This is a genomic window from Cupriavidus sp. CP313 (genome assembly GCF_054072015.1).
On the sequence record NZ_JBSVZB010000035.1, the window covers coordinates 16,533 to 43,280 of the forward strand.

23 protein-coding genes and 1 pseudogene are annotated in these 26,748 nt (G+C 68.3%); 13 read left to right on the plus strand and 11 right to left on the minus strand.

Annotated elements, in window-relative coordinates; genetic code table 11:
- Position 1 precedes the first annotated feature (1 nt).
- Complete coding sequence (locus tag ACW4E8_RS33365) at positions 2-721, plus strand: glycine zipper 2TM domain-containing protein (RefSeq protein WP_456808411.1); 720 nt, start codon at positions 2-4, stop codon at positions 719-721.
- Here the strand turns inward: ACW4E8_RS33365 and ACW4E8_RS33370 are convergent.
- The 3 genes from ACW4E8_RS33370 to ACW4E8_RS33380 all read right to left on the minus strand — a co-directional run bounded on the left by ACW4E8_RS33370 (position 718) and on the right by ACW4E8_RS33380 (position 3,937).
- Entirely contained in the window at positions 718-2,265 is a 1,548-nt protein-coding gene (locus ACW4E8_RS33370; RefSeq protein WP_456808412.1) for an acyl-CoA synthetase, read from the minus strand. The two genes, ACW4E8_RS33365 and ACW4E8_RS33370, sit on opposite strands and share 4 nt — an antisense overlap.
- 112 nt (positions 2,266-2,377) lie before the next feature.
- The gene (locus ACW4E8_RS33375; protein ID WP_456808413.1) at positions 2,378-3,088 is read right to left on the minus strand and encodes a dienelactone hydrolase family protein; all 711 of its coding nucleotides are present in this window, start codon (positions 3,086-3,088) and stop codon (positions 2,378-2,380) included.
- A gap of 132 nt (positions 3,089-3,220) precedes the next feature.
- Positions 3,221-3,937, minus strand: coding sequence for a phospholipase D family nuclease (locus ACW4E8_RS33380; RefSeq protein ID WP_456808414.1), 717 nt, complete (start codon positions 3,935-3,937; stop codon positions 3,221-3,223).
- A 235-nt stretch (positions 3,938-4,172) separates the two neighbouring features.
- Here ACW4E8_RS33380 and ACW4E8_RS33385 point away from each other — a divergent pair, with 235 nt between their 5' ends.
- Positions 4,173-4,379, plus strand: a complete 207-nt coding sequence (locus ACW4E8_RS33385) for a dodecin (protein ID WP_340531098.1) — start codon at positions 4,173-4,175, stop codon at positions 4,377-4,379.
- A 176-nt stretch (positions 4,380-4,555) separates the two neighbouring features.
- Here the strand turns inward: ACW4E8_RS33385 and ACW4E8_RS33390 are convergent.
- Positions 4,556-5,608, minus strand: a pseudogene (locus ACW4E8_RS33390) (ShlB/FhaC/HecB family hemolysin secretion/activation protein); the annotation flags it as partial.
- Here ACW4E8_RS33390 and ACW4E8_RS33395 point away from each other — a divergent pair.
- Both ACW4E8_RS33395 and ACW4E8_RS33400 read left to right on the plus strand, forming a co-directional pair.
- A complete protein-coding gene (locus ACW4E8_RS33395) occupies positions 5,577-7,127 on the plus strand; it encodes a TadG family pilus assembly protein (protein WP_456808415.1) in 1,551 nt (516 codons plus the stop codon). The pseudogene ACW4E8_RS33390 and the gene ACW4E8_RS33395 sit on opposite strands and share 32 nt — an antisense overlap.
- A gap of 38 nt (positions 7,128-7,165) precedes the next feature.
- Complete coding sequence (locus ACW4E8_RS33400; RefSeq protein WP_456808416.1) at positions 7,166-8,530, plus strand: sigma 54-interacting transcriptional regulator; 1,365 nt, start codon at positions 7,166-7,168, stop codon at positions 8,528-8,530.
- 15 nt (positions 8,531-8,545) lie between these two features.
- Here the strand turns inward: ACW4E8_RS33400 and ACW4E8_RS33405 are convergent, their stop codons facing one another.
- Positions 8,546-8,902: a YgiW/YdeI family stress tolerance OB fold protein gene (locus tag ACW4E8_RS33405; RefSeq protein WP_456808417.1), complete on the minus strand. Its 357-nt coding sequence runs from the start codon at positions 8,900-8,902 to the stop codon at positions 8,546-8,548.
- 137 nt (positions 8,903-9,039) lie between these two features.
- Between ACW4E8_RS33405 and ACW4E8_RS33410 the strand changes: the two genes are divergently transcribed.
- Both ACW4E8_RS33410 and ACW4E8_RS33415 read left to right on the plus strand, forming a co-directional pair.
- Entirely contained in the window at positions 9,040-10,188 is a 1,149-nt protein-coding gene (locus tag ACW4E8_RS33410) for an exonuclease SbcCD subunit D (protein WP_456808418.1), read from the plus strand.
- Complete coding sequence (locus ACW4E8_RS33415; protein ID WP_456808419.1) at positions 10,185-13,247, plus strand: AAA family ATPase; 3,063 nt, start codon at positions 10,185-10,187, stop codon at positions 13,245-13,247. Before ACW4E8_RS33410 ends, ACW4E8_RS33415 begins: the two co-directional genes overlap by 4 nt.
- A gap of 17 nt (positions 13,248-13,264) precedes the next feature.
- Here ACW4E8_RS33415 and ACW4E8_RS33420 read toward each other — a convergent pair whose 3' ends face one another.
- Positions 13,265-13,522 (minus strand): hypothetical protein, encoded by a 258-nt coding sequence (locus ACW4E8_RS33420; protein ID WP_456808420.1) that lies wholly within the window; start codon positions 13,520-13,522, stop codon positions 13,265-13,267.
- 487 nt (positions 13,523-14,009) lie between these two features.
- Here ACW4E8_RS33420 and ACW4E8_RS33425 point away from each other — a divergent pair, with 487 nt between their 5' ends.
- The 5 genes from ACW4E8_RS33425 (at position 14,010) to ACW4E8_RS33445 (ending at position 18,630) form a co-directional block, all read left to right on the plus strand.
- A complete protein-coding gene (locus ACW4E8_RS33425) occupies positions 14,010-14,681 on the plus strand; it encodes a 3-oxoacid CoA-transferase subunit A (protein ID WP_456808421.1) in 672 nt (223 codons plus the stop codon).
- Positions 14,682-14,708: 27 nt separating this feature from the next.
- Positions 14,709-15,350, plus strand: a complete 642-nt coding sequence (locus ACW4E8_RS33430; RefSeq protein WP_456808422.1) for a CoA transferase subunit B — start codon at positions 14,709-14,711, stop codon at positions 15,348-15,350.
- 42 nt (positions 15,351-15,392) lie between these two features.
- A complete protein-coding gene (gene pcaF, locus ACW4E8_RS33435) occupies positions 15,393-16,595 on the plus strand; it encodes a 3-oxoadipyl-CoA thiolase (protein ID WP_456808423.1) in 1,203 nt (400 codons plus the stop codon).
- A gap of 90 nt (positions 16,596-16,685) precedes the next feature.
- Positions 16,686-17,417 (plus strand): SDR family NAD(P)-dependent oxidoreductase, encoded by a 732-nt coding sequence (locus ACW4E8_RS33440; RefSeq protein ID WP_078198831.1) that lies wholly within the window; start codon positions 16,686-16,688, stop codon positions 17,415-17,417.
- A 205-nt stretch (positions 17,418-17,622) separates the two neighbouring features.
- On the plus strand, positions 17,623-18,630 hold the full coding sequence (locus tag ACW4E8_RS33445) for a Bug family tripartite tricarboxylate transporter substrate binding protein (protein ID WP_456808424.1): 1,008 nt from the start codon (positions 17,623-17,625) through the stop codon (positions 18,628-18,630).
- 99 nt (positions 18,631-18,729) lie between these two features.
- On the opposite strand, the gene tcuB is transcribed toward ACW4E8_RS33445, so the two are convergent.
- The 3 genes from tcuB to ACW4E8_RS33460 form a co-directional block, all read right to left on the minus strand.
- Entirely contained in the window at positions 18,730-19,929 is a 1,200-nt protein-coding gene (gene tcuB, locus ACW4E8_RS33450) for a tricarballylate utilization 4Fe-4S protein TcuB (RefSeq protein ID WP_456808425.1), read from the minus strand.
- Positions 19,916-21,325 (minus strand): FAD-dependent tricarballylate dehydrogenase TcuA, encoded by a 1,410-nt coding sequence (gene tcuA, locus ACW4E8_RS33455; protein ID WP_456808426.1) that lies wholly within the window; start codon positions 21,323-21,325, stop codon positions 19,916-19,918. The genes tcuB and tcuA overlap by 14 nt, the downstream gene beginning before the upstream one ends.
- A gap of 111 nt (positions 21,326-21,436) precedes the next feature.
- On the minus strand, positions 21,437-22,363 hold the full coding sequence (locus tag ACW4E8_RS33460) for a LysR family transcriptional regulator (RefSeq protein ID WP_456808427.1): 927 nt from the start codon (positions 22,361-22,363) through the stop codon (positions 21,437-21,439).
- A gap of 199 nt (positions 22,364-22,562) precedes the next feature.
- On the opposite strand from ACW4E8_RS33460, the gene ACW4E8_RS33465 reads away from it, so the two are divergent.
- Positions 22,563-23,549, plus strand: a complete 987-nt coding sequence (locus tag ACW4E8_RS33465; RefSeq protein ID WP_456808428.1) for a Bug family tripartite tricarboxylate transporter substrate binding protein — start codon at positions 22,563-22,565, stop codon at positions 23,547-23,549.
- A gap of 152 nt (positions 23,550-23,701) precedes the next feature.
- Positions 23,702-24,892, plus strand: a complete 1,191-nt coding sequence (locus tag ACW4E8_RS33470) for an FIST signal transduction protein (RefSeq protein WP_456808429.1) — start codon at positions 23,702-23,704, stop codon at positions 24,890-24,892.
- 1 nt (position 24,893) lies between these two features.
- On the opposite strand, the gene ACW4E8_RS33475 is transcribed toward ACW4E8_RS33470, so the two are convergent.
- Positions 24,894-25,940 carry a phytoene/squalene synthase family protein gene (locus tag ACW4E8_RS33475; protein ID WP_456808430.1) on the minus strand — a complete coding sequence of 349 codons (1,047 nt, stop codon included), beginning with the start codon at positions 25,938-25,940 and terminating at the stop codon, positions 24,894-24,896.
- A gap of 111 nt (positions 25,941-26,051) precedes the next feature.
- Entirely contained in the window at positions 26,052-26,708 is a 657-nt protein-coding gene (locus ACW4E8_RS33480; RefSeq protein WP_456808431.1) for a dienelactone hydrolase family protein, read from the minus strand.
- Between the last annotated feature and the right edge of the window lie 40 nt (positions 26,709-26,748).

Consider the following 26,748-nt stretch of genomic DNA (forward strand, 5'->3'; position numbering starts at 1 on the left):
CATGTCCATCCCCCTTCGTTCGGTTGTGCTTGCGGTGCTTGGCGCCGGTGCGCTGGCCGGGTGTGCCACGCCGTATGGCTATGACAACGGCTATGGCGGAGGGTACGGCGGCAGCTACGGTGGTAGCTATGGCAGCAGCGGCTACGGCAGCAGCGGCTATGGCGGCAGCACCACCATCAGCGGCTACCCGGCGCAGCAGGGCTACCCGCAGGCATCGGGCTACCCGCAGGGGTATCCCCAGCAAGGGTATCCGCAACAGGCTTACCCGCAGCAAGGCTATCCCCAGCAGGAATACCCGCAGTCTTCCTATCCCCAGCAGCCGTATCCGCAACAGTCATATCCGGATGGCAGCTACGGCAACAACTACGGCAACCAGGCCTACGGCGTGCGCTACGGCTGGGTCGAGGCGATCGAGGTGGTGCCCGGCCAGCCGCCTTCGACCAGCGGCGCGGGCGCCGTGGTCGGCGGCATCGTGGGCGGGCTGCTGGGCCACCAGGTCGGCGGCGGCCGCGGCAATACCGTGGCCACCATCGGCGGCGCCGTTGCAGGCGCGGTGGCCGGCAACGAGGTCGAAAAGCGCACCGGATCCTCGGCCGCAGCCTACCGCGTGCGCGTGCGCACCAGCGACAACGCCTACCTGACGCTGACGCAGTCCAACGCCTACCAGATGCGCATCGGCGATCGCGTCAAGGTCGAGAACGGCGTAGCCGTGCCGTACTAGGCCTGCGTGCCGAACAGCTGCGCGTAATCCTCGCGCAGCTGGCGCTTGAGCAGCTTGCCCGCCGTGTTGCGCGGCAGGTCCGCGACGAACACGATGCGCTTGGGCACCTTGAACGGCGCCAGCGCCTGGCGGGCATGGGCGATCAGCTCTTCCTCGGCGGCGTCTTCATGGCCGCGCTTGCGCACCACGCAGGCGGCCACCGCCTCGACCCACTTCGGGTGCGGCAGCGCGAACACCGCTGCCTCGGCCACCGCGCCGTGGGTGTACAGGCACTCTTCCACCTCACGGCTCGATACCAGCACGCCGCCTGAATTGATCACGTCCTTGATCCGGTCCACCACATACAGGTAGCCCTCGGCATCCATATAGCCGAGGTCGCCGGAATGGAACCAGCCGCCGGTGAAGGCTTCGGTGGTCTGCTCGGGCTTGTCCCAGTATTCCGTCAGCAGTTGCGGCGAGCGATGCACGATCTCGCCCAGCTCGCCAGGCGGCACGTCCTGCATGGTCTCGTCGACGATGCGGGTCTCGACGTTCAGCACCGGCCGGCCGGCGGACGCCGGGCGCTCGGCATGCTCGTCGGGTCCCAGCACCGTGGCCAGCGGCCCGATCTCGCTCTGGCCATAGCAGTTGTAGAAACGCAGCGCCGGCAGCTTCTGCTGCAGTTCCAGCAGCACCGGCACCGGCATGATCGAGGCCCCGTAATAGGCCTTGGTCAGTGAGCCCAGCCGCGCCGGATCGAAATCCGCATGGCGCAGCAGCGCAATCCACACCGTGGGCGGCGCGAAGAAGCTGGTGATGCCCTCGGCATGGATGGTGCGCAGGCAATAGCCGGCCTCGGGGCTGTCGGCGATCAGCGTGGTGCCGCCGCACAGCAGCAGCGGCATCAGGAAGACATGCATCTGCGCCGAGTGGTACAGCGGCAGCGCGGCCAGCGAGTAGTCCGATGCGCGGATATCGCAGGCGGCGATGGTGCTGACGTATTCGGCGAGCAGCGCGCGGTGGGTCAACACGGCGCCCTTGGGCGCGGAGGTGGTGCCCGAGGTGTACAGGATTTGCGCGGGCGTGCTGTCGGTCAGCGCTTCGGACACCGGTGAAACGGGGCCGTTGGCCGCGGCCACCAGGATATCGCGCGCCTTGCCGCCGTGCAGCGTGCCGCTGACCTTGCAGGGCAGGCCGTCGACGCGGTCGGCCAGCGCCGGATCGGCAAAGACTGCGCTGGCGCCCGATTGCGTGACGATGTACTCGGCCTCCGCGCGCGTCATCGAGAAATTGACCGGCACATGGATCAGGCCGCTGCGCAGGCAAGCCAGCCACAGCAGCACATAGGCGTCGGAGTTCTTGCCGAAGGCGGCCACGCGGTCACCGGGGCGCAGGCCCCACTGTGCCAGGGCGCCGGCCACGTGGGCCGCGGCCTCATCCAGCTGGCGGTAGGTCCAGGCCCGTTCACCGAAGCGGATCGCGGTCTTGCCCGGGCTGCGCCGCACGGCGCGGGCAATGGCGTCGGGGATAGTGTTGCGCAGGGCGCGCTGCTGCTCTGACTGCATGGTGGTCTCCATTGTTATGGTTTGGGGTCCAGCAAGTCTTGAAGCCAAGCGCCGAGGATAAAGGCTGCCGCCCGGCCATGGCAAGGCGGCAGCGGCTCTCGGGGATGAGCGACTATAGCGCTTCCGACAGGAACACCAGCGCGCGCCCGTGCGCCAGCGCGGCGCTGGGCTGGTGGTAGGAGCCGCGCGCCCAGCAGTTGAAGCCGTGGTCCGCGCCCTCATAGACGAAGATCTCGCTGCCGGGTTTGCCGATCATGGCGTCGCGCACGCCTTGCACGGCCTCTGGCGGGATATGCGCGTCGAGCGCGCCGTAGTGGAACTGCACCGGCACGTGGATGTTCGCCGCCTCCTGCAGCTGGTTCTGGATGCCGCCGCCGTAGTAGGGCACCGCGGCATCCACCAGTCCGCGCGCCGCGCTCAGGTACGACAGCAGGCCGCCGAAGCAATAGCCTACCGCCGCCACCTTGCCGGCGCCGGTGTGCTGGCGCAGCACCTGCACCGTGGCGGCGATATCGTCCAGCGCGGCCGGCACATCCACCGCGTTGCGCAGCGCCATGCCGCGCGCCATGTCGTCGGCTTCGTAGCCCAGCTGCACGCGCGGCGCCTGGCGCCAGAACACGTCCGGCGCCAGCACCGCATAGCCGTCGGCGGCGTACTGGTCCGCCACGGCGCGGATATGCTCGTTCACGCCGAAGATCTCCTGCAGCAGCACAATGCCCGGCGCGCCGGGCTGCACGCCTGCCGGCGGCAGGCTCAGGTAGGCATCGAAGCTGCCCGCGGCGGTGTCAACGCGGATCCACTGGCTGTCGGGGATGGCTGTCATGGGGAAAGGCTCTCCGGAAGGGCTCTGAACAGGAAACGGGCGGGTTCCGCGGCGGCATGCCGCGGCGTCAACCCGCAAGTTTGCCACCGCGCGCCGCTTCATGCAGGGCAGGGCGCCCCGACGCCGCTGCCGTCAGTACGCGCGCGACTGCTGGTAGCGCTTGTTCCAGTTGTCGGTGTAGGCCCTGACCACCGCGGCGTCGCCGCGGATCAGCATGCCGTTCTCGGCGTTGCGCTCCTGCGCCGACTTGGTGAAGTTGAACGATCCGGTGAAGACCGCCTGGTCGTCGAACACCATCACCTTGTTGTGCGCAATCGCGGGCTTGTTGTCGATCACCACCGGCACGCCGGCGTGCTTGAGGTAGGTGGCGCTGGTATAGCGTTCGGACTGCTGGCTCTTGTCCAGGATCACGCGCACGTCCACGCCGCGCCGGTGCGCCTGCGCCACGGCCTCGGCGATTGGTGCGCTGGTGAACGAATAGGCCTGGATCAGCAGGCGATGGCGCGTGCTGCGGATGGCATTGACCAGCAGCGCCTGGCAACTCGCGCCATCGGGCACGAAGCACAGCGTGTAGCCGCTGCCATCGGCAAAGGGCTTGGCCGGCACCGGCTTCGCATCCGGCGGCTGGGCCGGCTGGGCCGGCTTGCCGGTGCGCGTGGGAAAGTGGTTGGCGACGGCCTCGTTGAAGGTCTCGCTGATGCTGTTGGCGATGGTGTCGGTCACCTGGTCGAAGGTGGAAGCCGACCGGGCGTGCGCCAGCAGCGCGAAGGGACTGAACGAGGTGAAGGCCGACACGGCGGCGGCCAGGCCCAGGCCCAGCACGGCCCGGCGAATGAATCTGTAAGTCACGGCGGATCTTTGCGTCGGTAAATGACAGCATGCGCGCGCCGCGCGCCGCATGCTGTCGGGGGCGGGTCCGCAGCGTAGCAGCCGCATACGCCACTGGCAAAGCGTGATTGTGTAACAGGATCTGCTGCCGGCTATGCGGTGCAGCATCGGTGCACCGCCGCTGCCCTTGGGACTATCCGCACCCGCGCCTATGATGGATGGAACCCCCGCGGGGCCGCCCGCCAAGGAGAGGGATATGAGCAACCATACCTACAAGCTGGTCGAGATCGTCGGATCTTCACCCGATGGCTGCGACCAGGCCATCCAGAGCGCCATTGACAAGGCCGGTGAAACCATCAAGAACATCGACTGGTTCGAAGTGGTGGAAACGCGCGGCCACATCACGAACGGCAAGATCGCGCACTACCAGGTCACACTGAAGGTCGGTTTCCGCGTGACCTGAGTGCGGCGCCGCGCTTGCGCGGCGGTATTGCGTGCCGGCACAGGCTGCGCTGCCTGTGCGGGTTGGTGCGCGTGCTCGCTCCAGACGCAGCCTTCGGGATAAAAAAACGGCCGACGCGAGACTGCCGTCGGCCGGGTGCAGGGAAACCTTGTGTAGTCAGCCCAAACGCGACCAGCTCAATCGAACTGGTACGAATAGGTCATGTTGATCCGCGGCGACCGATGGCTCGCATTGGTCGGCTTGTCACCCACCGGTTGTGCCACCGACAGGTCCAGCGTGTAGTAGCGCCGGTCCGAGAAGCGCGCGCCGATGGCCACCGATGACAGGCTGCGGTGCGACAGCGACACGCTGTTGGAGAACACGCGCGCCACATCGGCCAACACATAGGGCTGGATCGTGCGCAGGTAGGCCATGTCGGGCAGGAACAGGCGGCTGATTTCCGCCGAGGCCCCCCAGCCCTTGTCGCCCGCCACTTCGCCGGCGGGATAGCCCAGCCCGAAGAAGCGTCCGCCGAAGCTGATCTGCTCGCCCGAGGCCAGGCGGTCGCCGCTGTACTGGCCCGCCGCGGCCACGGTCAGGCCGAAGCCCGCCGGCAGGTCTTTCGACTGCGACAGCAGCAGCCGCGTGCGGAAGAAGCTCAGGTCGTTGGTGTTGTTCTGGCGGCTCGCACCCAGCGCATCGAAACCCTTGTACAGGCCGAGCGTGGCGTTGCGGCTCACGCCTTCGCCGCGCTGCGCGTAGGTCAGCTCCGCGGTGCCTACGCGCACGTTGGTGCCCAGCGTCACGCGCGTGCCGGTGGCGCTGTGGGTGTAGCGCTCGAACTGGTCGGCGCCGTAGAAGCCGCCGGTCAGCGTGAGCGAGTGCGCGTTGGACAGCAGCAGCGGATAGCTGAGCGAGCCGCCGATGCGCTTGGTGTCGTTGACGTAGCGCGGGTTGAACCCGATCGCCTCCAGCGTGGCGTTCTGCGGCACGCCGCGGTAGTGCGAGGCGTTGAGCCGCGCGATCATGCCCTCGGTGCCGAGCGGCTGCGCGTAGCTGGCGGCGTAGTACTCCTCGTTGTCGCGGCCCTTGGGGAACAGTGCCGAGACCGAGATCTGCTCGCCCAGCGGCGTCAGGCTGTTGGTGGTGGCGGTGGCAATGGCGCGCAGGCCCGGCGACATGTATTCGATGCCGGTGCCGAAGGTGAACGGCTTGCGCTTGACGTCGAGCACCATCTCGCAGGCGCCGTCGGCGATGTCGGCGGCGCAGCAGCTCAAGCGGGCGGATACGCCGGCCAATCTCAACGGCGCCGTGCTGGGCACCGTCAGCAATATCGGCGCGAAGAACGGGTATCCATCAGGCATTGCCATGGGGTGCGGCGATGCCGCCGGCGGCAGCGCGGATGCCATGACCGCCTGTCTGGGCGTGTGGGATCCGGCAAGTGGCGGCCCCAGGCATTTCAGCGCCGCTTACGATCCGGCCAGGTTATCTCCTAACGCCGTGCGCGTGCAAGCTACGCAGACCGTGCCGATCCTGTTCGTATTCGATGGTGGCAGCGGCCGGCAGCTGTTTGCGGAATCGATTGCCAGTGGCAGTCCGCCGGTGGCGGCGTTTTCGCTCGGGACCGGGTTGCTGGATGTCAATTCGGCCAACAGCCTGCTAAGCGTTTTGTTGGGGAGCTCGGTGCAATTGTCGGCCGTGGATTGGCAGGGACTGGTCAATGCCAATGTGACGCTGGATCAGCTACGCGTGCGGGCAAACGTGGGTACGGTGGACCAGTTGCTGAACACTGCGCTGAGTCTGAGGGATTTCTACGCGCTCGTGCTCGGTGCGGCTGGCCGCGATGCGCTGTTGAACACGATGCTGGGCAGTCCACCGACCACGCTGGGCGCGGGCGGGGCGGGAGTCGCGGTGTCGCTGGCCCGTTTGCTACAGCTTGGGGTGTTGGCGCCAGCGGCATCGTCGGCTGCGGAGGTGGGGCTTAGCGTGGCCCAGTTGCTACTGGCCGGGGCGCAGGTGGCGCGGGGCGACGCGGCGGTGGCGCTTCCGGTGACGGTGCAATTGCCGGCAGGATTGGGTGGCCTGAGTGCCAGCGTGCAGGTGATCCAGCCGCCGGTCATGGCGGTCGGACCCGCGCGCAAGCTGACCGACAACCCGGCAACATGGCAGACCTCGGCGCACTCCGCACAGGTAGAGGTCGCGTTGGCCGCTACCGTATCGAGTGGTCCAATCAGCGGCTTGCTCGGCGTCCAACTCAACGTACCCCTGCATATCGCCGCTGCCGAAGCTACGGCTGATCTGACCGGCCTGCAGTGTGCGGCGGCACCTGCCGACCGTCGTGCCACGTTGCATGTCACACCCAGCCTGGTAAGCGCTTGTCTCACGAACCAATGCACAGGTGGCAAGGTGACGATCGGCACGGCATCGGCACTCTTCCAACCGCTGATCAAGCTTGTGGTAGTCGATAACCCGAAAAACCGCGGTACAGCGGGCAGTGATATCACCCTCGCGCCTGGTGGACATGCGCAAGTGGGCACGACCAACCCGATCGGAGGAATTTTCTCCCAAGTGCTCGCGTTGCAGGTCACGCCCGAGGTGCTGGGCATCCCAATCCCGCTTTCCCTCGACTTGAGCGGCTTGCTGGTCCCCCTCGGCGCGGCACTGGACGCAGTCCTGCCATCCGTTCTCGCGCAGGCAGGCATCCAGCTAGGCACCGCCGACCTCTGGGTCCACAGCATCGACTGCAACAATGCCGAACTGGTGTACTGAGCCATGATCGCGCCAAACCGCCTGATGGCAGAAATCGAATGAAGACAGACCGCTGGGCCTACGAAAACCTTGAAGTCTACGTGTGGGAAGGCAAGTACGAGATTGCCGACCGCGTCACGCGTTTCCTGGCGCCGCTGGGCGTTGACGTGATCCGCGCCGGCGCGCTTGAAGCCTTGCCCGCCGAGCCGCGCCTGAAGCCCTGCATCGCGGTGATCAGCGTGTCGGTGATCGGCGCGGCGCGCTTCTCGCTGGACTGGGAGGCCGCGCACGGCATGCCGGTGATCTGGGTGGCCGGCCCTGGCCGCGAGGCCGATCCCGGCCGCTTTCCGCCGGAGTACGCGCATATCCTTGCCGACGACTTCACCGGCGCGGACCTGCGCAGCCAGATCGGCAAGCTGCTGCCGCAACTGCTAGCCACGGACGCGCCCGGCGAGCGCGAGGCCGACCTGGTGGCCGGTTCGCCGGCGATGCGCCAGCTGCTGCAGCATGTGGAAACCTTTGCCGACTTCGGCAGCAACGTGATGCTGTATGGCGAAACCGGCGCGGGCAAGGAACGCATCGCGCGCCTGTTTCATGAGCGCAACGGCACTTATGGAAAGGGGCCGTTCGTCGCGGTCAACTGCGGCGCGATCCCTGACGGCTTGTTCGAGTCGCAGTTCTTTGGCCATGCCAAGGGCGCGTTCACCGGCGCCTCATTCGCGCACCGTGGCTATTTCGAGCAGGCCAACGGCGGCACGCTGTTTCTCGATGAAATCGGCGACCTGCCGCTGTTCCAGCAGGTCAAGCTGCTGCGCGTGCTGGAAGAGAACGTGATCACGCGGCTGGGCTCGACCCTGGCGGTCAAGCTGGATTTCCGGCTGGTGGCGGCGACCAACAAGGACCTGCGCGATGCGGTGCGGCAGGGGCGCTTCCGCGCCGACCTGTTCTTCCGCCTGGCGGTGATCGAGATGCGCATCCCCAGCCTGGAAGAGCGTGGCCCGGCCGACAAGGTGGCGCTGCTGCAGTCGTTCCTGCGCCATATGCTGGGGGAATCCGGCTTCGATGCGCTGCCGCCGATGCCGGACTGGCTCAAGGGCGCGGTCGGCACCGCCTATTTCACCGGCAATGTGCGCGAGCTGCGCAACCTGGCTGAGCGTGTGGGCATTACCGTGCAGCAAACCGGGCACTGGGACGAAGAGCACATCCGGCCGCTGTTCCGCTCGCTGCATCCAGGTGCGTTCGATGGCGGCGAGCGCAACGACCTGCGTGCCGATACGGAAGAACGCCGCCGCATCCTGGCCGCGCTCGATGCCAATGGCTGGCGGCGGCAGGACACGGCGGCAAGCCTGGGCATCAGCCGCAAGGTGCTGTGGGAAAAGATGCGCAAGTTCCAGATCGCCGACAGCGAGGCCGAGCCGGTGTGAGCGCGCGCATCCGCCTCACTGCAGGCGGATCTCCTTCACGTCGAAGTGCGATTCGCCAATCAGGTCTTTGTCGTATTCGCCGAGCAGTTCCACCGTGGTCTGCGCATCCACCGGTTTCTGTGCCGGCCAGAGCTTGGCCTTGATCTTCACCTTCATCTGGCCGGTGCCGTCCGAGAACAGGTAGTGCTCGTGGCCGACGTTGCTGACGATCTTGCCGCGCAGCACGGCGTGCTGGTCGTCCTTGCCTTCCGCCTGCAGCGCCTTGACGGTCATCGCCGGGATGGCAGACGGGCCGGTGTACTGGGCGCTGGCGCCGGTGGCGGCCAGGCCCAGGGCAAGCGTCAGGGCAGTAGCGGTCAAAATGCGTTTCATGAGCGTTCTCCGTTATCTTCAATCTGGGGGCGACTGCATGCATGATGCGCGCGCCCGCCTGAACCGTTGCTGAACGGGTGGTCAGGTCGCGACGCATTATGATGCGGGTTTCGCCCTTTCAATAACCGGATCCCGGATTGCGTTTTCTTCACACCGCCGACTGGCATCTCGGCCGGCTCTTCCATGCGCGCAGCCTGCTGGAAGACCAGGTCCATATCCTCAATCAGTTTGTCGAACTGGTCCGCACCGAACGCCCCGATGCCGTGCTGATCGCCGGCGACGTCTACGACCGCGCCGTGCCGCCGCCCGAGGCGGTGGCCTTGCTCGACGACGTGCTGGGCCGCATCGTCATCGACACCGGCGTGCCGGTGGTGATGATCGCCGGCAACCACGACAGCGCGCAGCGGCTGGAATTCGGCGCGCGGCTGATGCGGGCGCAGGGCCTGCACGTGGCCGGCCGCACGCTGGCCGAGGCTGCCTGCGTGACGCTGCACGACGCCCACGGCGAGGTGCGCATCTACGCGCTGCCGTATGCGGAGCCGGCGGTGGTGCGCGATGCCATGGGCACCGACCTGCCATCGCATGAAGCGGCGCTGCGCGCACAGCTCGATGCCATCCGCGCGGTGCATCCGCCGGGCGTGCGTGCCGTGGTGGTGGGCCACGCCTTCGTGGTGGGCGGCGCGGCGAGCGAATCGGAACGGCCGCTGTCGGTGGGCGGCAGCGGTGCGGTGGCCGCGGACCTGTTCGCCGGCTTCGACCTGGTGGCGCTGGGCCACCTGCACCGGCCCCAGACGCTGGGCGGCGGGCGCATCCACTATGCGGGCTCGCTGCTGAAGTATTCGCTGTCAGAGTGCGCGCACGACAAGTCAGTGTCGCGCATTGAGCTGGGCGCGGACGGGGCCGTCGCCATCACGCCGGTGGCGCTGCAGGCGCTGCGCGACGTGCGGGTGGTGGAAGGCGAACTGGCCGCGGTGCTGGCGGCGGGTGCCGATGATCCGCAACGCGATGACTATATCCATGCGCGGCTCACGGATACGGGCGCGCTGCTGGACCCGATGGCCAGGCTGCGGCAGGTCTATCCCAATGCGCTCGCGATCGAGCGGACTGTGCTGGCCCGCAGCGGCACGGCTTCGGAGGCGGGGCGCAAGCTGCGGCAGCTGGGAACCGGCGAGCTCTTTGCCAACTTCTTCCGCGAAGTGGCGGATGCCGAGCTGGAACCGGACCAGCGTGCCGTGCTCGACCAGGTGCTGACCGGGATCGCCGCCGCGGACAGGGAGTCGGCATGAGACCGCTGCATTTGACGCTGCAGGCCTTCGGCCCCTTTGCCGCGACCGAGCAGGTCGATTTCACGCGGCTGGGCGAGCAGGCCTTTGTTCTGATCCACGGCCCGACCGGCGCGGGCAAGACCACGCTGCTCGACGCGATCTGCTTTGCGCTGTACGGCGATACCTCCGGTGGCGAGCGCAGTGCGCAGGCCATGCGCAGCGCCAACGCCGCGCCCGCGCTGCGCACCGAGGTGACGCTGGAGTTCAGCCTGGGCGCGCAGCGCTGGCGCGTGGTGCGCTCGCCCGTGCAGGAGCGGCCCAAGCAGCGCGGCGAGGGCTGGGTGACCGAGCCGGCCAGGGCGCAGCTGGACCTGCATGACGGCAACGACTGGGTCAGCAAGGCCAGCCAGCCCGCCAAGGTCAGCGATGCCGTGCGCGACTTGCTGGGCTTCGACAGTGCGCAGTTCCGCCAGGTGATCGTGCTGCCGCAGGGGCGCTTCCGTGAATTGCTGACCGCCAGTTCGCAGGCGCGTCAGGCCATTCTGGAGCGCCTGTTCCGCACCGAGCTGTACCGGCGCGTGGAAGAGCTGCTGAAGGCCGAGGCCGCCGGCATCCGCCGTGATGCCGAGCGCATCACCATCCAGCGCGACGAAGCGCTGCGGCAAGTTGGCATGGAATCGGCGCAGGCGCTGGCAGAGGGAATCGAGGCGCTGCAGGCCGAGTTGCAGGCGTTGCAAGGGCAGGAACAAGGCGCGCGCGCCACGCTGGCCGCAGCGCAGACGGCGCTGGGTGCCGGTGAGCAGGTCGCGGCGCGGTTGCAGGAACGTCAGCAGGCGCAGGCCGCGCACGCGGCGCTGCTGGCGCGCCAGCCAGCCATGGAGGATGAGCGCGTGCGCCTGCATGCCGCCCAGCGCGCCGCGCGTGTCAGGCCGGCACTGCAGGCATGGCAAGCCGCGCAGCGCGACCAGGCTGCCAGCGCGGTTGCCTTGACGCAGGCCGGCGAGCAGGCGGCGCGCGCCGCGCAACAGGCCACGCAGGCGGCTGCCGCATTGCAGGCCGAAACGGCACGCGCCGAAGCGCGCCAGTCCGCGCAGCGGCGGGCCTCGCAGTTGGCGGACATGCTGCCGCGCGCGCAGCAGCTGGGTGCGCAGCTGGCCGCGCTGCAGGCGGCCGAAGCCAGGCAGGTGGCGGCCGCCACCGCGCGCGAACGCGCCGCCGCACAGCTTGCCACCCGGCAAGCCGATGCCGTTGCCGCGGAGTCCGCGCTGGCGCAAGGCCAGCTTGCCGCAGCGCAGGCACAGGCCACGGCGTTGCAGCTGGCCGCATTGCAGGAACGCGCGCGGCAGCTTGACCGTCATCAGCAAGCTGCCCGGACGCTGGATACGGCGAACGCACAGGCGGCCACTGCCGCCGCTGCCGAACAGCAAGCCCTGCGTCAGCGCGAGCAGTGCCGCGCCGCGCTGGCCGAAGCGGAAGCCGCCTGGCGCGCCGGGCAGGCCGCGCGGCTGGCCGCAACCCTGGCAGCGGGCGATGCCTGTCCGGTCTGCGGCAGCACCGCGCACCCGGCACCGGCGCAGCATGTGGCGGCGCCGCTGTCGGACCAGGCGCTGGAGCAGGCCCGCCACGCCGCGCTCGAGGCCGAGTCCCATGTGGTGCGCTGCACCGGCCAGCACCAGGCGGCACAAGCCGCCATTGCCCAGGCGCGCGCGCGGCTGGACGAACTGGCGCAGGCGCTGGGTGAGGTCGGCGACGAGTCCGCCCGCAAGCTGAAAGCCGAGATCACGGCGCTGGAAGCGGCACTGGCCGAAGGCCGGCAAGCGGCGGCAAGCCTTGCGCAACGCGAAGCCGCCATTGCCGCTTGCCGCACGGCGCTCGCAGCGGCGGACGCCGCCAGCCGCGATGCCGCCGCCGCCGCCGATGCCGCTGCCCAGGCGCTGGCCCACTGCCGTGGCGAATGGCAGGCCAACAGCGCGCAGGTCCCCGAGGATTCACGCGACCCCGTGGCGCTGGGCGAGGCCCTGCGCCAGGCGCAGGCCATGCTCGCTGCGCTGGAACAGGCGCTGGCCGCTGCGCAGGCGGCCGAGCGCCAGGCTGCGGCGGACGCAGCAGGGGCACAGGCCGGACTGGTTTCGGCACAGCAGGCACAGGCGCAGGCGGCTCACCGCCTGGCCGAGGCCGAGGCCGCGCTTGCGCAGGCGCTCGCGCAACAAGGCTTTGCCGATGAGCCGGCCCACGCCGCCGCTTGTCTTGGCGACGATGCCATGCAGGCGCTCGACGCGACGCTGCGCGCGTTCGATACCCAACTGGCCACAGCCGCCGACCGGCGCGAACGCGCCGAGGCCGCCGCGCAAACGCTGGACGCGCCGGACCTGGACGGCCTGCGCGCAGCGCGGGATGTGTCGGCAGCCGCGGTGGAAGCCCTGGTCCGGCAACAGGCCGAGCGCGGCCGTTCGCGCGACACGCTGCTGCAATGCCAGCTGCGCCTGCAGCAGCTCGATGCGCAGGGGCGCGACATCGAGGCACGCTACGCGGTGCTGGGCCGGCTGGCTGAAGTCGCCAACGGCAACAACCCGCGCCGCATGACGTTCCAGCGCTTCGTGCTGGCCACGCTGCTCGATGAGGTGCTGGAAGCTGCGTCCGCGCGTTTGCTGGCGATGAGCCGTGGCCGCTATGTGCTGCAGCGCGTGCGCGAGCAGGCCGACCAGCGCAGTGCGGGCGGACTGGATATCGAAGTATTCGACCACGATACCGGCGCGGCGCGGCCGGCCAATACGCTGTCAGGCGGCGAGGGCTTTCTCGCGTCGTTGTCGCTGGCGCTGGGGCTGGCCGACGTGGTGCAGTCGCGCGCGGGCGGCATCCAGCTCGATACGCTGTTTGTCGACGAAGGCTTTGGCACGCTCGATCCCGAGAGCCTGGACTTCGCCATCCGTACGCTGCTGGACCTGCAGCAGGCAGGGCGGCTGGTGGGGATCATTTCGCACGTCACCGAACTGCGTGAGCGCATCGACGTGCGGTTGGAGGTGCGCCCTGGGGTCGGCGGCAGCCGGGTACTGTTGACGGGCGTGGCGACACCCGCGTAGTGCGGCGGGCTTCCCCGTCAGGCGACGAATACCTGGCGGCAACGAATCGCCATCACTTGCGCTTCAAACGCGCGGGCGGCTGCCCGGGCCAGGCGCGCACGGCGTGACAGCGGCGGCGTGCGGGATTGCACGCTGGCGCCTGCCGGGGCAGGCGCGGGGGATAGTGGTCGATCCTTGCAGGGTTTCAGTCCCCACGCCAGCTGCGTGACATGCAGGATGCGCGCAAGCGCCGCTGCATGGGGCGTGGATGAAAACGGGACGTGGACGGTGGCCATGACGGGCTCCTCGTTCTTGTTTGTTGCCAGGGCTGCCCTGCTCAGCCGGGTGGTCCGGTGGCTGCTGTGCGGGTGTTGCCTGCCTGACTCCACAATAGCCCGCACGGTCCCCGGGCCATATCGAGTGCGAGCCGATTGTGATGTCGGCCCCGTCCTACACACGGGGCGTGCCCGTCACCCGCGCGCGCTTATCGCACAATCTGGTTTGCCGACCGCCCGGTCGGCTTGACCGTCGCCGACGCGCAGGTGTAACCTGTTCATTCTGCGAATTCAAGTTCGTATATCGAACAAATCGGTTAACGAACCACCGGTCCACACCACAAAAAGCAGACCACACGCAGACTGCTGGACTCGTTCAGAGGGAGGCGCCCCGCGCTGCCCGCCGCGACGAAACTCCTTCCGGCAGGATTACCGGAGACAGCCTTTCATGCGCCGCGTCTTGCGGCCCGCTCCGGTAGCCTGGCGGATCTTCCGACCTGGAACGCAAGTGATCAACAAGCTATACGACTCGGTGGAAGCGGCGGTCGCCGGCATCCACGACGGCGCCACCATCCTGATCGGCGGCTTTGGCATGGCAGGCATGCCGGCAGAGCTGATCGACGCCCTGATCGCGCAAGGCGCGCGCGACCTCACCATCGTCAACAACAACGCCGGCAACGGCGACACCGGGCTGGCCGCGCTGCTCAAGACCAAGCGCGTGCGCAAGATCATCTGCTCGTTCCCGCGCCAGGCGGATTCCTACGTCTTCGATTCGCTCTACCACGCGGGCGAGATCGAGCTGGAACTGGTGCCGCAGGGCAACCTGGCCGAGCGCATTCGCGCCGCCGGTGCCGGCATCGGCGGCTTCTTCACGCGCACCGCGTACGGCACGCCGCTGGCCGAAGGCAAGGAAACGCGCATCATCGACGGCCAGGGCTATGTGTTCGAGACCCCGATCCACGCCGACTTTGCGCTGATCAAGGCCGACACGGCCGACCGCTGGGGCAACCTTACTTACCGCAAGACCGCACGCAACTTTGGCCCGATCATGGCGATGGCCGCCAAATGCGCCATCGTGCAAGTCAGCCACGTGGTGGAGCTGGGCGAGATGGACCCCGAACACATCGTGACGCCGGGCCTCTTCGTCAAGCGCGTCGTCAAGGTCGCCCAGGCCGCATAAGCGCGACTGGCAACAGGAGAAACACAGATGCAACGCCTGACCCGCGATCAGATGGCCGCCCGCGTGGCCAAAGACATTCCCGACGGTGCCGTGGTCAACCTCGGCATCGGCCTGCCGACCCTGGTTGGCAACCACCTGCCCGCAGACAAGGAAATCCTGCTGCACAGCGAGAACGGCCTGCTTGGCATGGGCCCTGCGCCCGCGCCCGGCGAGGAAGACGGCGACCTGATCAACGCCGGCAAGCAGCCGGTGACGGTCAAGCCGGGCGGCTCGTTTTTCCATCACGCCGATTCGTTTGCGATGATGCGTGGCGGTCACCTGGACTTCTGCGTGCTGGGTGCGTTCCAGGTCTCCAAGCAGGGCGACCTGGCCAACTGGCACACCGGCGCGCCCGGCGCCATCCCCGCCGTGGGCGGCGCGATGGACCTGGCCATCGGCGCCAAGCAGGTGTTCGTGATGATGGAGCACCAGACCAAGCAGGGCGAGAGCAAGATCGTGCCGCAGTGCACCTATCCGCTTACCGGCATCGGCTGCGTGACCCGCATCTACACTGACCTTGCGACCATCGACGTGACCGCCGACGGGCTGGTCGCGCGCGACCTGGTCGACGGCCTGAGCTTTGAAGAGCTGCAGCGCCTGACCGGGGTGCCGCTCAAGCAAGCCGCATAACCAGCAGACCCGACACACACACCAAAACGAGAGAGACACACCATGACCGAAGCCTTTATCTGCGACGCCATCCGCACCCCCATCGGCCGCTACGGCGGCAGCCTGTCCGCGGTGCGCCCGGACGATCTCGGCGCGGTGCCGCTGAAGGCGCTGATGGCCCGCAACCCGAACCTGGACTGGTCGGCCGTCGAGGACGTGATCTACGGCAACGCCAACCAGGCCGGCGAAGACAACCGCAACGTGGCGCGCATGTCGCTGCTGCTGGCGGGCCTGCCGCAAAGCGTGCCGGGTGCCACCATCAACCGCCTGTGCGGCTCCGGCATGGACGCCACCGGCACCGCCGCGCGCGCCATCAAGGCCGGCGAAGCCACCCTGATGATCGCCGGCGGCGTGGAAAGCATGAGCCGCGCCCCGTTCGTGATGGGCAAGGCCACCAGCGCGTTCTCGCGCGATGCGCAGATCTTCGACACCACCATCGGCTGGCGCTTTATCAACCCGGCCATGCGCGCGGCCTACGGCGTGGACTCGATGCCCGAGACCGCCGAGAACGTCGCCACCGACTACAAGATCAGCCGCGAAGACCAGGACCTGATGGCCCTGCGCAGCCAGGAAAAGGCATCGCGCGCACAGGCCGACGGCACGCTGGCGCAGGAAATCACCCCGGTCACCATCGCCCAGAAGAAGGGCGACCCGATCGTGGTCGAGCGCGACGAGCACCCGCGCGCCACCAGCATGGAAGCCCTGGCCAAGCTGCGCGGCGTGGTCCGTCCTGACGGCACCGTGACCGCCGGCAATGCCTCGGGCGTGAACGATGGCGCCTGCGCGCTGCTGCTGGCCAGCGAAGCCGGCATCAAGCAGCACGGCCTGACCCCGCGCGCCCGCATCGTCGGCATGGCCACTGCGGGCGTGGCGCCGCGCGTGATGGGCATCGGCCCGGCACCGGCGTCGCAGAAGCTGCTCAAGCAGCTGGGCATGACCATGGACCAGATCGACGTGATCGAGCTGAACGAAGCGTTCGCCGCGCAAGGCCTGGCCGTGCTGCGTGAACTGGGCGTGGCCGACGACGACAAGCGCGTCAACCCGAACGGCGGCGCGATCGCGCTGGGCCATCCGCTGGGCATGAGCGGCGCGCGCCTGGTCACCACCGCGATGTACCAGCTGCACCGCACCGGCGGCCGCTTCGCGCTGTGCACGATGTGCATTGGCGTGGGCCAGGGTATTGCGATGGTGATCGAGCGTGTCTAAGTCAAGCCAGTTGAAAAGCTGAGGGTGTACTCCCTCTCCCGCAAGCGGGAGAGGGAGCCAGTCCGCAGTAGTCTTGAAAGTGAGTCAAAGATGTCCCTTCCCGTAGCCACGCTCGTGACCGGCGCCAGTTCCGGTATCGGCCGCGCCATCTGTGAAATGCTGCTGGCCGATGGCGTGACCCAGGTGGTCAATGTCGACTATGCCGAACCGGCCTGGTCGCACCCGAACATGACCTTCTTCCAGGCCGACCTGACCGATGCCGAGGCGACCCGCGCCGTGGCCGCGCAGGTGACCTCGCGCTTCGCCGTCACGCGCCTGGTGAACAACGCCGGCGCCACGCGCCCCGGCACCGCCGACACCGCCACCGTTGCCGACCTGGACTACGTGACCGGCCTGCACCTGCAGGCCACGCTGCTGCTGACGCAGGCGTGCCTGCCCGCGATGCGCGCCGCCGGTTTCGGGCGCATCGTCAACATGGCCTCGCGCGCGGCGCTGGGCAAGGCCGAGCGCGTGGTGTACTCCGCTACCAAGGCCGGCCTGATCGGCATGACCCGCACGCTGGCGATGGAGCTGGGCGGCGACGGCGTCACCGTCAACGCCGTGGCCCCGGGCCCGATCGCCACCGAGCTGTTCCGCAAGAGCAACCCCGAAGGCGCCGAACAGACCAGGCGCATCCTGGCCAGCATCACCGTCAAGCGCATGGGCACGCCGGAAGATGTCGCGCGTGCCGCGCTGTTCTTCCTGTCGCCAGACAACGGCTTCGTCACCGGCCAGGTGCTGTACGTGTGCGGTGGCACCACGCTCGGCGTTGCGCCGGTGTAAGGACCGCGCCTCGGCATCCAGCATTCAAGCATTCAACCAGAAGAGACGTTAACCAAGCGTCACGCATGGCGGCCCGTGGCCGGGCCGCTCACCGGATGCGCGCATGTGCGCGCCATCCGTTCGGGAACGGCAATCACGCCATTCAGCACAACCTCCCGCGGTACCCAATCACCGCCGGGACCGATATAGCACCGGAGCATTACCGATGAGACAAGATTCCCAGACCTCCACCACGCGCCGCCGCCTGCTTGCCGCTGGCGTGGCGCTGGCCACCACCATCGCCGGCTTTGCCGGTGCGGCCCATGCGCAGGGCGGCTACCCGACCAAGCCGATCACCCTGATCGTGCCGTTCTCGGCCGGCGGCACCACCGACATCCTGGCCCGCATCGTCGGCCTGCAGCTGGGCAAGGTGCTCGGCCAGCCGGTGGTGATCGACAACCGTCCGGGCGCGGGCGGCAACATCGGCGCCTCGCTGGCGGCCAAGGCGCCGGGCGACGGCTACACGCTGTTCATGGGCACCATCGGCACGCACGCGATCAACCAGTCGCTGTACTCCAAGCTGCCGTATGACCCGGTCAAGGACTTCGCGCCGATCACGCGCGTGGCAATGGTGCCGAACCTGGTGGTGGTGAATCCCAAGGTGCCGGTCAACAACGTCAAGGAACTGATCACCTACGTCAAGGCCAACCCGGACAAGCTGTCGTACGGTTCGTCGGGCAGCGGCTCGTCGATGCACCTGTCGGGCGAGCTGTTCAACTCGATGACCGGCCTGCATATCCAGCACATCCCGTACAAGGGCAGCGCCCCGGCCGTGAACGACCTGCTGGGCAACCAGATCGGCCTGATGTTCGACAACATGCCGTCGTCGTATCCGCACGTGAAGGCCGGCAAGCTGCGCGCCATCGCCGTGACTTCGGCCAAGCGCTCGCCGGCGCTGCCCGACGTGCCGACCGTGGCCGAAGCGGGCGTGCCGGGCTATGAAGCCACCTCGTGGTTCGCGCTGTACGCCACCGGCGGCACGCCGCAGCCCATCGTCGACCGCCTGAACGCCGAAGTGGTGAAAATCCTGGCCATGCCGGAAGTGAAGAAGCAGATGGCCGACCAGGGCGCCGAACCCAATCCGGAAAAGCCGGCCCAGCTGGCCGCGTTCATGAAGTCGGAAACGGCCAAGTGGGCGAAGGTGGTGAAGGCTTCGGGCGCTACGGTGGATTGATTCACGTCCTGGCTGCGCCAAAGAAAGGCCGGTCCCTGTCGGGGACCGGCTTTTTGTTTATGCGTGGCCGGGGACGGCTTGTGCGGGCAGGGCTGCCACTCAGTCGCTGCCAAGCTGCAGCTTGTTCTTCTGCCGCTTCTCGATCGCGGCCTTGAGCAGCGCCGCACTGCGATAGATGCCGTGTGCGAACTTGCCATACGGCAGCGTCGCAAACAACGCCATCACCACGCCAAGGTGGACCGCCAGCAGCAGCGGCATCGCCGCCGTGCCGCGCCCCGCCAGCAACCCCAGCCCGGTGGCGCTGGTCAGCAGCAGCAGCGCGATAAAGCCGCGGTCCATCGGCCGCTGCCGGGCATCCCCATGCATCGGGTGCCGGCGCAGGTTCAGCCATAGCAAGCCGGCCGGGCCCACCAGCAGGCCCGCGCCGCCGGCGGTGCCCAGCAGCACCGGCAGGCTCGTGACCGGGTAGGGCGCATGCCTGCCCAGCAGATAGTGGTAGCCGGTCGCCACCACTGTCGACGCAAAGCACAGCATGAAGCCGTAGAACGTGAAATGGTGGAACCGCCGCCGTGCCAGCGTGAAGCGGTCGCTGGCCTCGTTGCAGCCATCGCCGTGGCCGCCATCGAGGTAGGTGAGTGCCAGCACGTTCCGGGCCGCCTCTGCCACGGCGGGTGCCGACGCCGTACCGGCCGAGACATCGCGCCAGAAGCGGCGCACGCCCAGTCCAAGCGCGAGCACGGCAAAGCCGAACACCCCGCCGAACAGCGCCGCCAGCGTGTTGTGCGGGAATACCGCGTAGAAATTACCGCCCGCATGCGTCTGCCACAGCGCGCCGCCCCGCGTGGCGGCCAGCACCAGGAACAACGCCAGCCCGAAGGCCAGCGCCACCGACACCGTGAGCCCGTTGCGCTGGTACAGCTTGCCCAGCGGTGCGGGCCACGCATATTCGCTATAGGTTTCCAGCCGCACCTTTGCCATCGCCTGCGGCACATTGACGCCGAAGTCGTGCGGCGGCGCGTATTGGCAGGCGTGGTAGCAGGCGCCGCAGTTGTGGCACAGGTTGGCCAGGTAGTTGACGTCGGCCTTGCCGAACTCCAGCCGGCGGGTCATGGCCGGGAACACCGCGCAGAAGCCTTCGCAGTATCGGCAGGCATTGCAGATCTGCATCTGCCGGGCGACTTCGGCCTCGTTGTCGGTCAGCGGCAGCACGCGGATGACGCGGGATTGCGGCGCCGGGGCGGCAGCGTCCTGCCCGGCTAGCTGCGCGGCCTCGCGCGCCAGGGCCTCAAGCTTCTGCATGGACGGCTCCCGTGTTGATGCCTGCCGCCAATGCAGCCTGCGTGCCCGCGATGCGCCCGAAGGCCGTGCCGATCGACATGCCGACACCGGCGGTGTATCCCTTGCCGAGCACGTTACCGGCCATCATTTCTCCTGCCACGAACAGATTCCCGCTTGGCTTGCCGCCAAAGTGCACCTGGGCGCGGTCGTTGACCTTGAGCCCCAGGTAAGTGAAGGTGATGCCCGGGCGCAGCGCGTAGCCGTAGAACGGCGCCTGGTCGAGCGGCCTGGCCCAATGCGTCTTGGCCGGTGCCAGGCCTTCGGTGTGGCAGTCGTCCAGCGCGGTATGGTCGAAGGTGCCAACGCGGCACGCCGCGTTGTAGTCCTGCACCATGCGCACGAACTGCGCTTCCGGCAGCCCCAGCTTGCGTGCGAGTTCGGGCAGCGTGTCGGCCTTCTCGCCGGGAAACACCGGCGGCATGAAGCGGCCGATGGCCTTGCTGTCGATGACCGAATAGCCGATCTGCCCGGGCTGCTGCGCCACCAGCCGGCCCCAGATGGCGTAGCGCTTGGGCCAGAAGTCCTCGCCTTCGTCGTAGAAGCGCACGGCGTCGCGATTGACCACGACGCCCAGCGACACGCAATCGATGCGCGTGCAGATGCCGCCGTCGTACAGCGGCGCGCGCGCGTCGATGGCGACGCAGTGCGATTGCGACGGGTCGCCGATGGCGTCGGCGCCGGCATCGATCATGTGCCGCAGCAGCACGCCCTGGTTGAAGCGCGTGCCGCGGATCAGGAAGTTGTCGGCGGGCCACTCGCCACGTTCGTTCTGGCCCCAGGCCTCGCGCAGCCATTCGCGGTTGGATTCGAAGCCGCCGGCGGCCAGCACGCAGGCGCGCGCGGTGAAGCGCTGGCCCCCGCTGCGCGCGGCGACGAAGCGGTCGCCATCCAGCTCGATCGCGTCCACCGGGGTTTCATAGCGGACCTGCACGCCCATTGTTTCGGCGCTGCGGTAGTACGCGTTGACCAGCGCCTTGCCGCCACCCATGAAGAAGGCGTTGGTGCGGGCCACGTGCAGCGCGCCCGACAGCGGCGGCTGGAAGCGCACGCCGTGCCTGCGCATCCACGGCCGGCAGGTCGAAGACGCGTGGATCACCAGCCGCGCCAGGTGTTCGTCGGTGATGCCGCCGGTGACCTTGAGCAGGTCCTGCCAGTACTCTTCCTCGGGATAGGCATCGACCAGCACGTCTTGCGGCGCGTCGTGCATGCAGCGCAGGTTGCGCGTGTGCTGGGAGTTGCCGCCGCGCCACGCGCGCGGCGCGGATTCGAGCAGCAGCACCGAGGCCCCGGCTTCGCGCGCCATCAGCGCCGCGCACAGGGCCGCGTTGCCGCCGCCAATTACCAATACGTCGACCATGGGGATTGTCTCCTTGCTGGCGCCATCTTGGCGGGCAAGGCGGGCGCGCGCCATCAGGGGCGCGGCAAGGGGGCTTCAGCTTTCGTGAAGCCCGGCCAGGGCGACGCCGGCTCAGCGCGGGCGCAATGTGGCGCCGGGCCAGCGCCCCTCGCGCACCAGCGTGGTGGCAACGTCGGCCAGGACCACGCGCGCGGCCAGGCCCGCCGGCGACAGTTCATCGTCAGACAGGCTGACCAGCAGGTTGGGCCGCGTGGCGCCAGCGTCGGTGACCAGTATGCTGCGGTAGGGCGTGCCATGGCTGCGCGCCAGCGCCGCGCCAGGCTGGATGGTGGCGCCCAGGCCACCGCGCACAGCGTCCATCAGGATCGCCAGCCCGTCGATCTCCGCCACCACCTGGGGCTCGCACCTGGCCTGGCGGAAGCAGGCAGCAACCAGCGCGCGCAGCCCGTGCGAGCCGCTGGGCAGGATCAGCGGCAGCTTGCCGAGTGCCGCCACCGAGGTCTGCTCGCCCCGCGGCATGCCGGCCAGCCCCTCGGCGCCGATCACGAACAGGCGCTCATCGAGCAGCGGCAGCACGCTCCAGCGCTGCGCCGGCTCCTCGCTGAACAGCACTGCCAGGTCGATCTGGCGCGCGCTCAGCATCGTGCCGAGGTAGCCGGACAGGCTCTCCACCATGCGCAGCCGCACGTCGGGGTAACGCTCGCGCATGGCCTGCATGAAGGGTAGCGCCAGCACCGCGGCGGTGCTGGGCGGCAGGCCCACGCTGACGTGGCCCGACAGGCGCGCCTGCCGCGCGGCCAGCGCGGCATCGTCGATATGGCGCAGCGCCAGCTGGGCCTGGCGCCAGAAGGCCAGCCCGGCGTCGGTGGCGACCACGCCGGTGGAAGTGCGCTGCAGCAGCCGCGTCGACAGCTCGCTCTCCAGCCGGCTGATCTGCTGGCTCAGCGCGGACGTGACCACGCCCAGCTCAAGCGCCGCCTTGCCCATGCTGCCATGCTCGATCACGCTGACGAAGTAGCGCAGTTGCCTCAGTTCCATGTCGCGTCCCCGCTGCCGCAATTTGCCCGCATGGTAGCGGAAAACCTGCCGCAGTTCACGAATCCTGAAGACCCGTTAACGCCCGCCCGATGGCGCGCTTGCCAGCGGCTGCGTAGAGTCGCACCGGTCAGAAACGGGCGGAAGCGACGCTACGCAGCCGCCATTCCATAACAACATGACTTCCCGCAAAGGAGACTGCATGACAACCGTTTCGCGCATGCGCCGCGCCGTGGTGGCCGGCCTCGCCGGTACCGCTGTGCTGGGCGCGCCCGCCGCCTTCGCCGCGGACAACTGGCCGGCCAAGCCGATTACCCTGGTAGTGCCCTTCGCCAGCGGCGGCACCACTGACATCCTCGCCCGCACCATCGGCCACAAGCTGGGCGAGGCGCTGCAGCAGCCGGTGGTGGTGGACAACCGCCCCGGTGCCGGCGGCACCCTCGGCGCGGCCAACGTGGCGCGCGCGCCGGCCGACGGCTACACCTTCCTGCTGGCCACCGTCGCCCACACCATGGCGCCGGCCATCTACAAAAGCCTGCCCTACGAGTTCACGCGCGACCTGGATCCGGTGGGCCTGGTGGCGCTGACGCCCAATGTGCTGGTGGTCAATCCTGCGATCCCGGTGAAGTCCGTGTCTGACCTGATCGCCTATATCAAGGCGCATCCCGGCAAGGTCAACTACGGCTCGGCCGGCATCGGCAGCACCGAGCACCTGTCCGGCGAGCTGTTCCGCGCGCTGACAGGCACCGACATTGCGCATGTGCCATATAAGGGCGGCGCGCCGATGATGACTGACCTGATCGCAGGCCAGATCCAGATGGCGATCGAGACCAGCCCGTCGGCCTCGCAACACGTGCGCAGCGGCAAAGTGCGGGCGCTGGCGGTCACCACCGCGAAGCGTTCCGCCGCCTATCCCGGCGTGCCGACGCTGGCGGAGAGCGGCGTCAGGGGCTACGAAGTCACCACGTGGTTCGCGCTGATGGCGCCGCGCGGCACGCCCGCGGCGATCGAGCAGCGCGTATCGGCGGAGCTGGGCAAGCTGCTGAAGGCGCCGGAGGTGCAGAAGCGGTTTGACGAGCAGGGCGTGACCGCTGGCGACATGACGCCAACGCAGCTTGCTGCCTTTATCCGCGCCGAGACCGACAAGTGGGGCAAGGTGGCACGGGAATCGGGGGCGAAGGCGGAATAACGGCCTCGCTCACAGGAGCGGCGCTGGCGCTACAGAAGGAGACTATGCAGGAGCGGCTGCGGCAGCCGACCGGCCGCCAGAACGGGGGCTGAACACCCCTTGCCGGCCAGGGTCCAATTGATGTCGCCAGCCTGAATACGGAGGAACCCACCATGCATGACCTTTCCTTCGTTCACGCTGACGCGGCCCACGTCGAATGGCAGGTCGCGCTGGCCGACTGCCAGCGCCAGCTGGACACGCAGGATTTCCTGCGACAGGCGAAGGCAGACAACGCGCTGCCGCTCACGCTCGGCTGGTGCTACCTGAGCGACTACTACGCACTGGCCGCCGAGGCCATCCTTGCCGCGCTGCAGCAGAACTGGCCCGGCGTGTCCTGGGTAGGCACGGTCGGCCTGGGCGTATCCGCCAGTGGCAAGGAGTATTTCGACGAGCCGGCCATGGTGCTGATGGCGGCGCCGTTTCCGCGCGATGCCTTCCAGCTGTTTTCAGGGCGCCAGCCCTTGCCGCCGGCGTCTTCCGGCTTCGTTCCCCATACCGCGCTGGTGCATGCCGAGGGCAGTACGCCGGATGTGCAGGACCTGTTGCATGAGCTGAGCGCGCGCACGGCCACCGGTTACCTGTTCGGCGGCTTGTCGTCGGCCCGCAACCGTACCTTGCATATTGCCGATGGCGTGTTCTCCGGTGGGTTGTCGGGCGTGCTGTTCGGCCCCGAAATCGAAATGGTCTCCCGCGTCACGCAGGGCTGCCAGCCGATCGGGCCGGTGCGCGCCGTGACACGCAGCGATCACAACCTTCTGTTCGAGCTGGACGGCAAGCCGGCCCTGGATTGCATCCTGCATGACCTGGGCGTCGAGCGCGACGCCCAGGTGGAGACCATGGCGGAGGCACTATCCGGAACGCTGGCCGGCTTGAATTCAGCCACCGACGATGCCCCGGTCCTGCCCGGCAGGATCGGCTCGACGTTCGGCTCGGACACGCTGGTGCGCCACCTGATCGGCCTGGACGTGCAGCATCGCGTGCTGGCGCTGGCCGACATGGTCGAGCCCGGCATGCGGCTGGCCTTCTGCACGCGCAATGCTGACGCGGCGCGCGCGGACCTGGTGCGCGTCGCCACCGAGATTCGCACAGAGATCGAACACGGCGGCAGCCGCGCACGTGGCGCGCTCTACATCAGTTGCTCAGGCCGGGGCGGGCCGCATTTCGGCGCGCCGCATGCCGAGCTGCAAACCGTACGCCGCGCGCTTGGCGACCTGCCGCTGGCTGGATTCTTTGCCGGCGGCGAGATCGCAAGGGATCACCTCTATGGCTATACGGGGGTGCTGACGGTATTTACCGGCCATTGAATCAGCGAATGACAGCATCGATGTTGCGCATCTGGCGCGCAAACCAGATGCGCAACAGGCTGTTCGACAGGACCATCGGCAGCGAATACGCAATGATCCGATATACCTTGCTGCGCTGCAGCCGGGATGTCTTTGCCGGGTCCAGCCAGTCGTCGTTGCCCACCAGGAGCAGCAGGGTCTCCATGCCGATGAGGACGGGCCACAGGCATGCCAGCCGCAGCCGGATGAAGTGCGGGGGAATGGCAAGCGTGTAGGCCATCGCCTCGTGAAAGTGGTCCAGCGTCTTGCGCACGAGCTCGCGCATCAAGGCCCGCGCGCGCAGCGAGGCGTCCGGCAGCAGCAGGTCCTGCGGGCGCAGCCCGTACTGCTCCAGCATCGTCGCCGGAAGATAGCAGCGCCCGATGCGAAGATCCTTGCCGCAGTCCCGCAGGACATTGGTCATCTGCAAGGCTTTGCCGAAGCGGACCCCGCGGCGCAGCATGGTGTCGGGCACGCCGATCGCGCCGGGCACGTGGGCGGCAGTCATGCTGGTCCAGAATTCGCCGACGCATCCGGCGACCAGGTACGTGTAACGGTCAAGCTCTTCCGGTTCGCCAAGCGCGACGATGCGGCTGGCGTGTTCATCGGGGAACGTCCGCAGGTCGAATTCCATGCCTTCGCTCAGGGTCGATACGATCTGCCGTACCGCTTGCTGGTCGTCCGGCTCCAGCTGCGCCAGCACCGCCAGCGCAGGACCCAGTGACTCGAGCAGGATGCGCTCATCCGACTGTTCCTGCCGGCCTGCCACCTCCGCTGCGATGCTGTCGGCCAGCGCTGTGTCTGCAGTCGCACCGTTGACCTGGTCGCGCAACGACAACAGCAGCGCCAGCCGCCGTTGTGGCGGGATCAGCGAGGTATCGGCAATCGTGTCGGCGGCGCGCGCCAGCAGATAGGCCAGGCCGACCGGATCGCGCATCGGCGCGGGCAGCACGCGCAGCGTGAGATAGAACGAACGCGAGACGCCTTTGAGCAGCGGACCGAGGAGGAACGCCCGGCTGGGGTCGCGCATGGGTGGTGTCCTGTTCCCTGAGAGGTTTGCGAAAGTGACATTGCCCGGGTGGCCGTCAGGCCGGGCCCGGGCATTGTACCTTCGACGCCAGGGGCAGATTGCAGGCCCTGGTCAGGGCGAGTCTTTGCCGAGATAACGCTCAAACCACTGTGCGGCCAGGCGAGCGACCGATTCCAGTGCGCCGGGTTCCTCGAACAAATGGGAGGCGCCGGGCACGATCACCAGTTTCTTGGTGCATGTCAGCTGGGCATAGGCCGACTCATTGCGTTCAAGGACGCTCAGATCCTGCCCGCCGATGATCAGCATGGTGGGCGCAAGCAGTTTCGCAAGGGCGTCGGGACCCGCCAGGTCGACCCTGCCCCCGCGCGAAACGACGGCGTGTATCGGGACTGGCGACTGGCACGCGGCACGGATCGACGCGGCGCCACCAACGCTGGCGCCGAAGTAGCCGAACCGCTGTGGCACGGCTTGCTGCCGCGCCACCCAGCTGGTCGCCTGCGCCAGCCGTGTCGCCAGGAGCTCGACGTCGAAGCGGATGGCCTGTACCTGGTCTTCATCCGGCAGCAGCAGGTCCATCAGCAGCGTTGCCATGCCGCAGCGGTTGAGCTCCGCGGCCACATGCCGATTGCGCGGGCTAAGCCGGGAACTGCCCGTGCCGTGCGCAAACAATACCAATGCGACTGCGGCGGGCGGCAACGTGAGTATGCCTTGCAGGTCCACACCGCCGGCGGGGATCACAACCTCGATGGCTTCTGAATTGCTCCGCATGGCGCAGTCCTCCGACAGGTGGTGCGTTGACATGCATTGC

What these genes read in the sequence shown, in the direction of transcription:
- pcaF (WP_456808423.1), top strand. Translation starts at nt 15,393, where the DNA reads ATGACCGAAGCCTTTATCTGCGACGCCATCCGCACCCCCATCGGCCGC.
- tcuA (WP_456808426.1), bottom strand. Translation starts at nt 21,325, where the DNA reads ATGGTCGACGTATTGGTAATTGGCGGCGGCAACGCGGCCCTGTGCGCG.
- ACW4E8_RS33385 (WP_340531098.1), top strand. Translation starts at nt 4,173, where the DNA reads ATGAGCAACCATACCTACAAGCTGGTCGAGATCGTCGGATCTTCACCC.
- ACW4E8_RS33400 (WP_456808416.1), top strand. Translation starts at nt 7,166, where the DNA reads ATGAAGACAGACCGCTGGGCCTACGAAAACCTTGAAGTCTACGTGTGG.
- ACW4E8_RS33460 (WP_456808427.1), bottom strand. Translation starts at nt 22,363, where the DNA reads ATGGAACTGAGGCAACTGCGCTACTTCGTCAGCGTGATCGAGCATGGC.
- tcuB (WP_456808425.1), bottom strand. Translation starts at nt 19,929, where the DNA reads ATGCAGAAGCTTGAGGCCCTGGCGCGCGAGGCCGCGCAGCTAGCCGGG.
- ACW4E8_RS33465 (WP_456808428.1), top strand. Translation starts at nt 22,563, where the DNA reads ATGACAACCGTTTCGCGCATGCGCCGCGCCGTGGTGGCCGGCCTCGCC.
- ACW4E8_RS33405 (WP_456808417.1), bottom strand. Translation starts at nt 8,902, where the DNA reads ATGAAACGCATTTTGACCGCTACTGCCCTGACGCTTGCCCTGGGCCTG.
- ACW4E8_RS33430 (WP_456808422.1), top strand. Translation starts at nt 14,709, where the DNA reads ATGCAACGCCTGACCCGCGATCAGATGGCCGCCCGCGTGGCCAAAGAC.
- ACW4E8_RS33470 (WP_456808429.1), top strand. Translation starts at nt 23,702, where the DNA reads ATGCATGACCTTTCCTTCGTTCACGCTGACGCGGCCCACGTCGAATGG.
- ACW4E8_RS33375 (WP_456808413.1), bottom strand. Translation starts at nt 3,088, where the DNA reads ATGACAGCCATCCCCGACAGCCAGTGGATCCGCGTTGACACCGCCGCG.
- ACW4E8_RS33475 (WP_456808430.1), bottom strand. Translation starts at nt 25,940, where the DNA reads ATGCGCGACCCCAGCCGGGCGTTCCTCCTCGGTCCGCTGCTCAAAGGC.
- ACW4E8_RS33415 (WP_456808419.1), top strand. Translation starts at nt 10,185, where the DNA reads ATGAGACCGCTGCATTTGACGCTGCAGGCCTTCGGCCCCTTTGCCGCG.
- ACW4E8_RS33480 (WP_456808431.1), bottom strand. Translation starts at nt 26,708, where the DNA reads ATGCGGAGCAATTCAGAAGCCATCGAGGTTGTGATCCCCGCCGGCGGT.
- ACW4E8_RS33370 (WP_456808412.1), bottom strand. Translation starts at nt 2,265, where the DNA reads ATGCAGTCAGAGCAGCAGCGCGCCCTGCGCAACACTATCCCCGACGCC.
- ACW4E8_RS33445 (WP_456808424.1), top strand. Translation starts at nt 17,623, where the DNA reads ATGAGACAAGATTCCCAGACCTCCACCACGCGCCGCCGCCTGCTTGCC.
- ACW4E8_RS33365 (WP_456808411.1), top strand. Translation starts at nt 2, where the DNA reads ATGTCCATCCCCCTTCGTTCGGTTGTGCTTGCGGTGCTTGGCGCCGGT.
- ACW4E8_RS33420 (WP_456808420.1), bottom strand. Translation starts at nt 13,522, where the DNA reads ATGGCCACCGTCCACGTCCCGTTTTCATCCACGCCCCATGCAGCGGCG.
- ACW4E8_RS33440 (WP_078198831.1), top strand. Translation starts at nt 16,686, where the DNA reads ATGTCCCTTCCCGTAGCCACGCTCGTGACCGGCGCCAGTTCCGGTATC.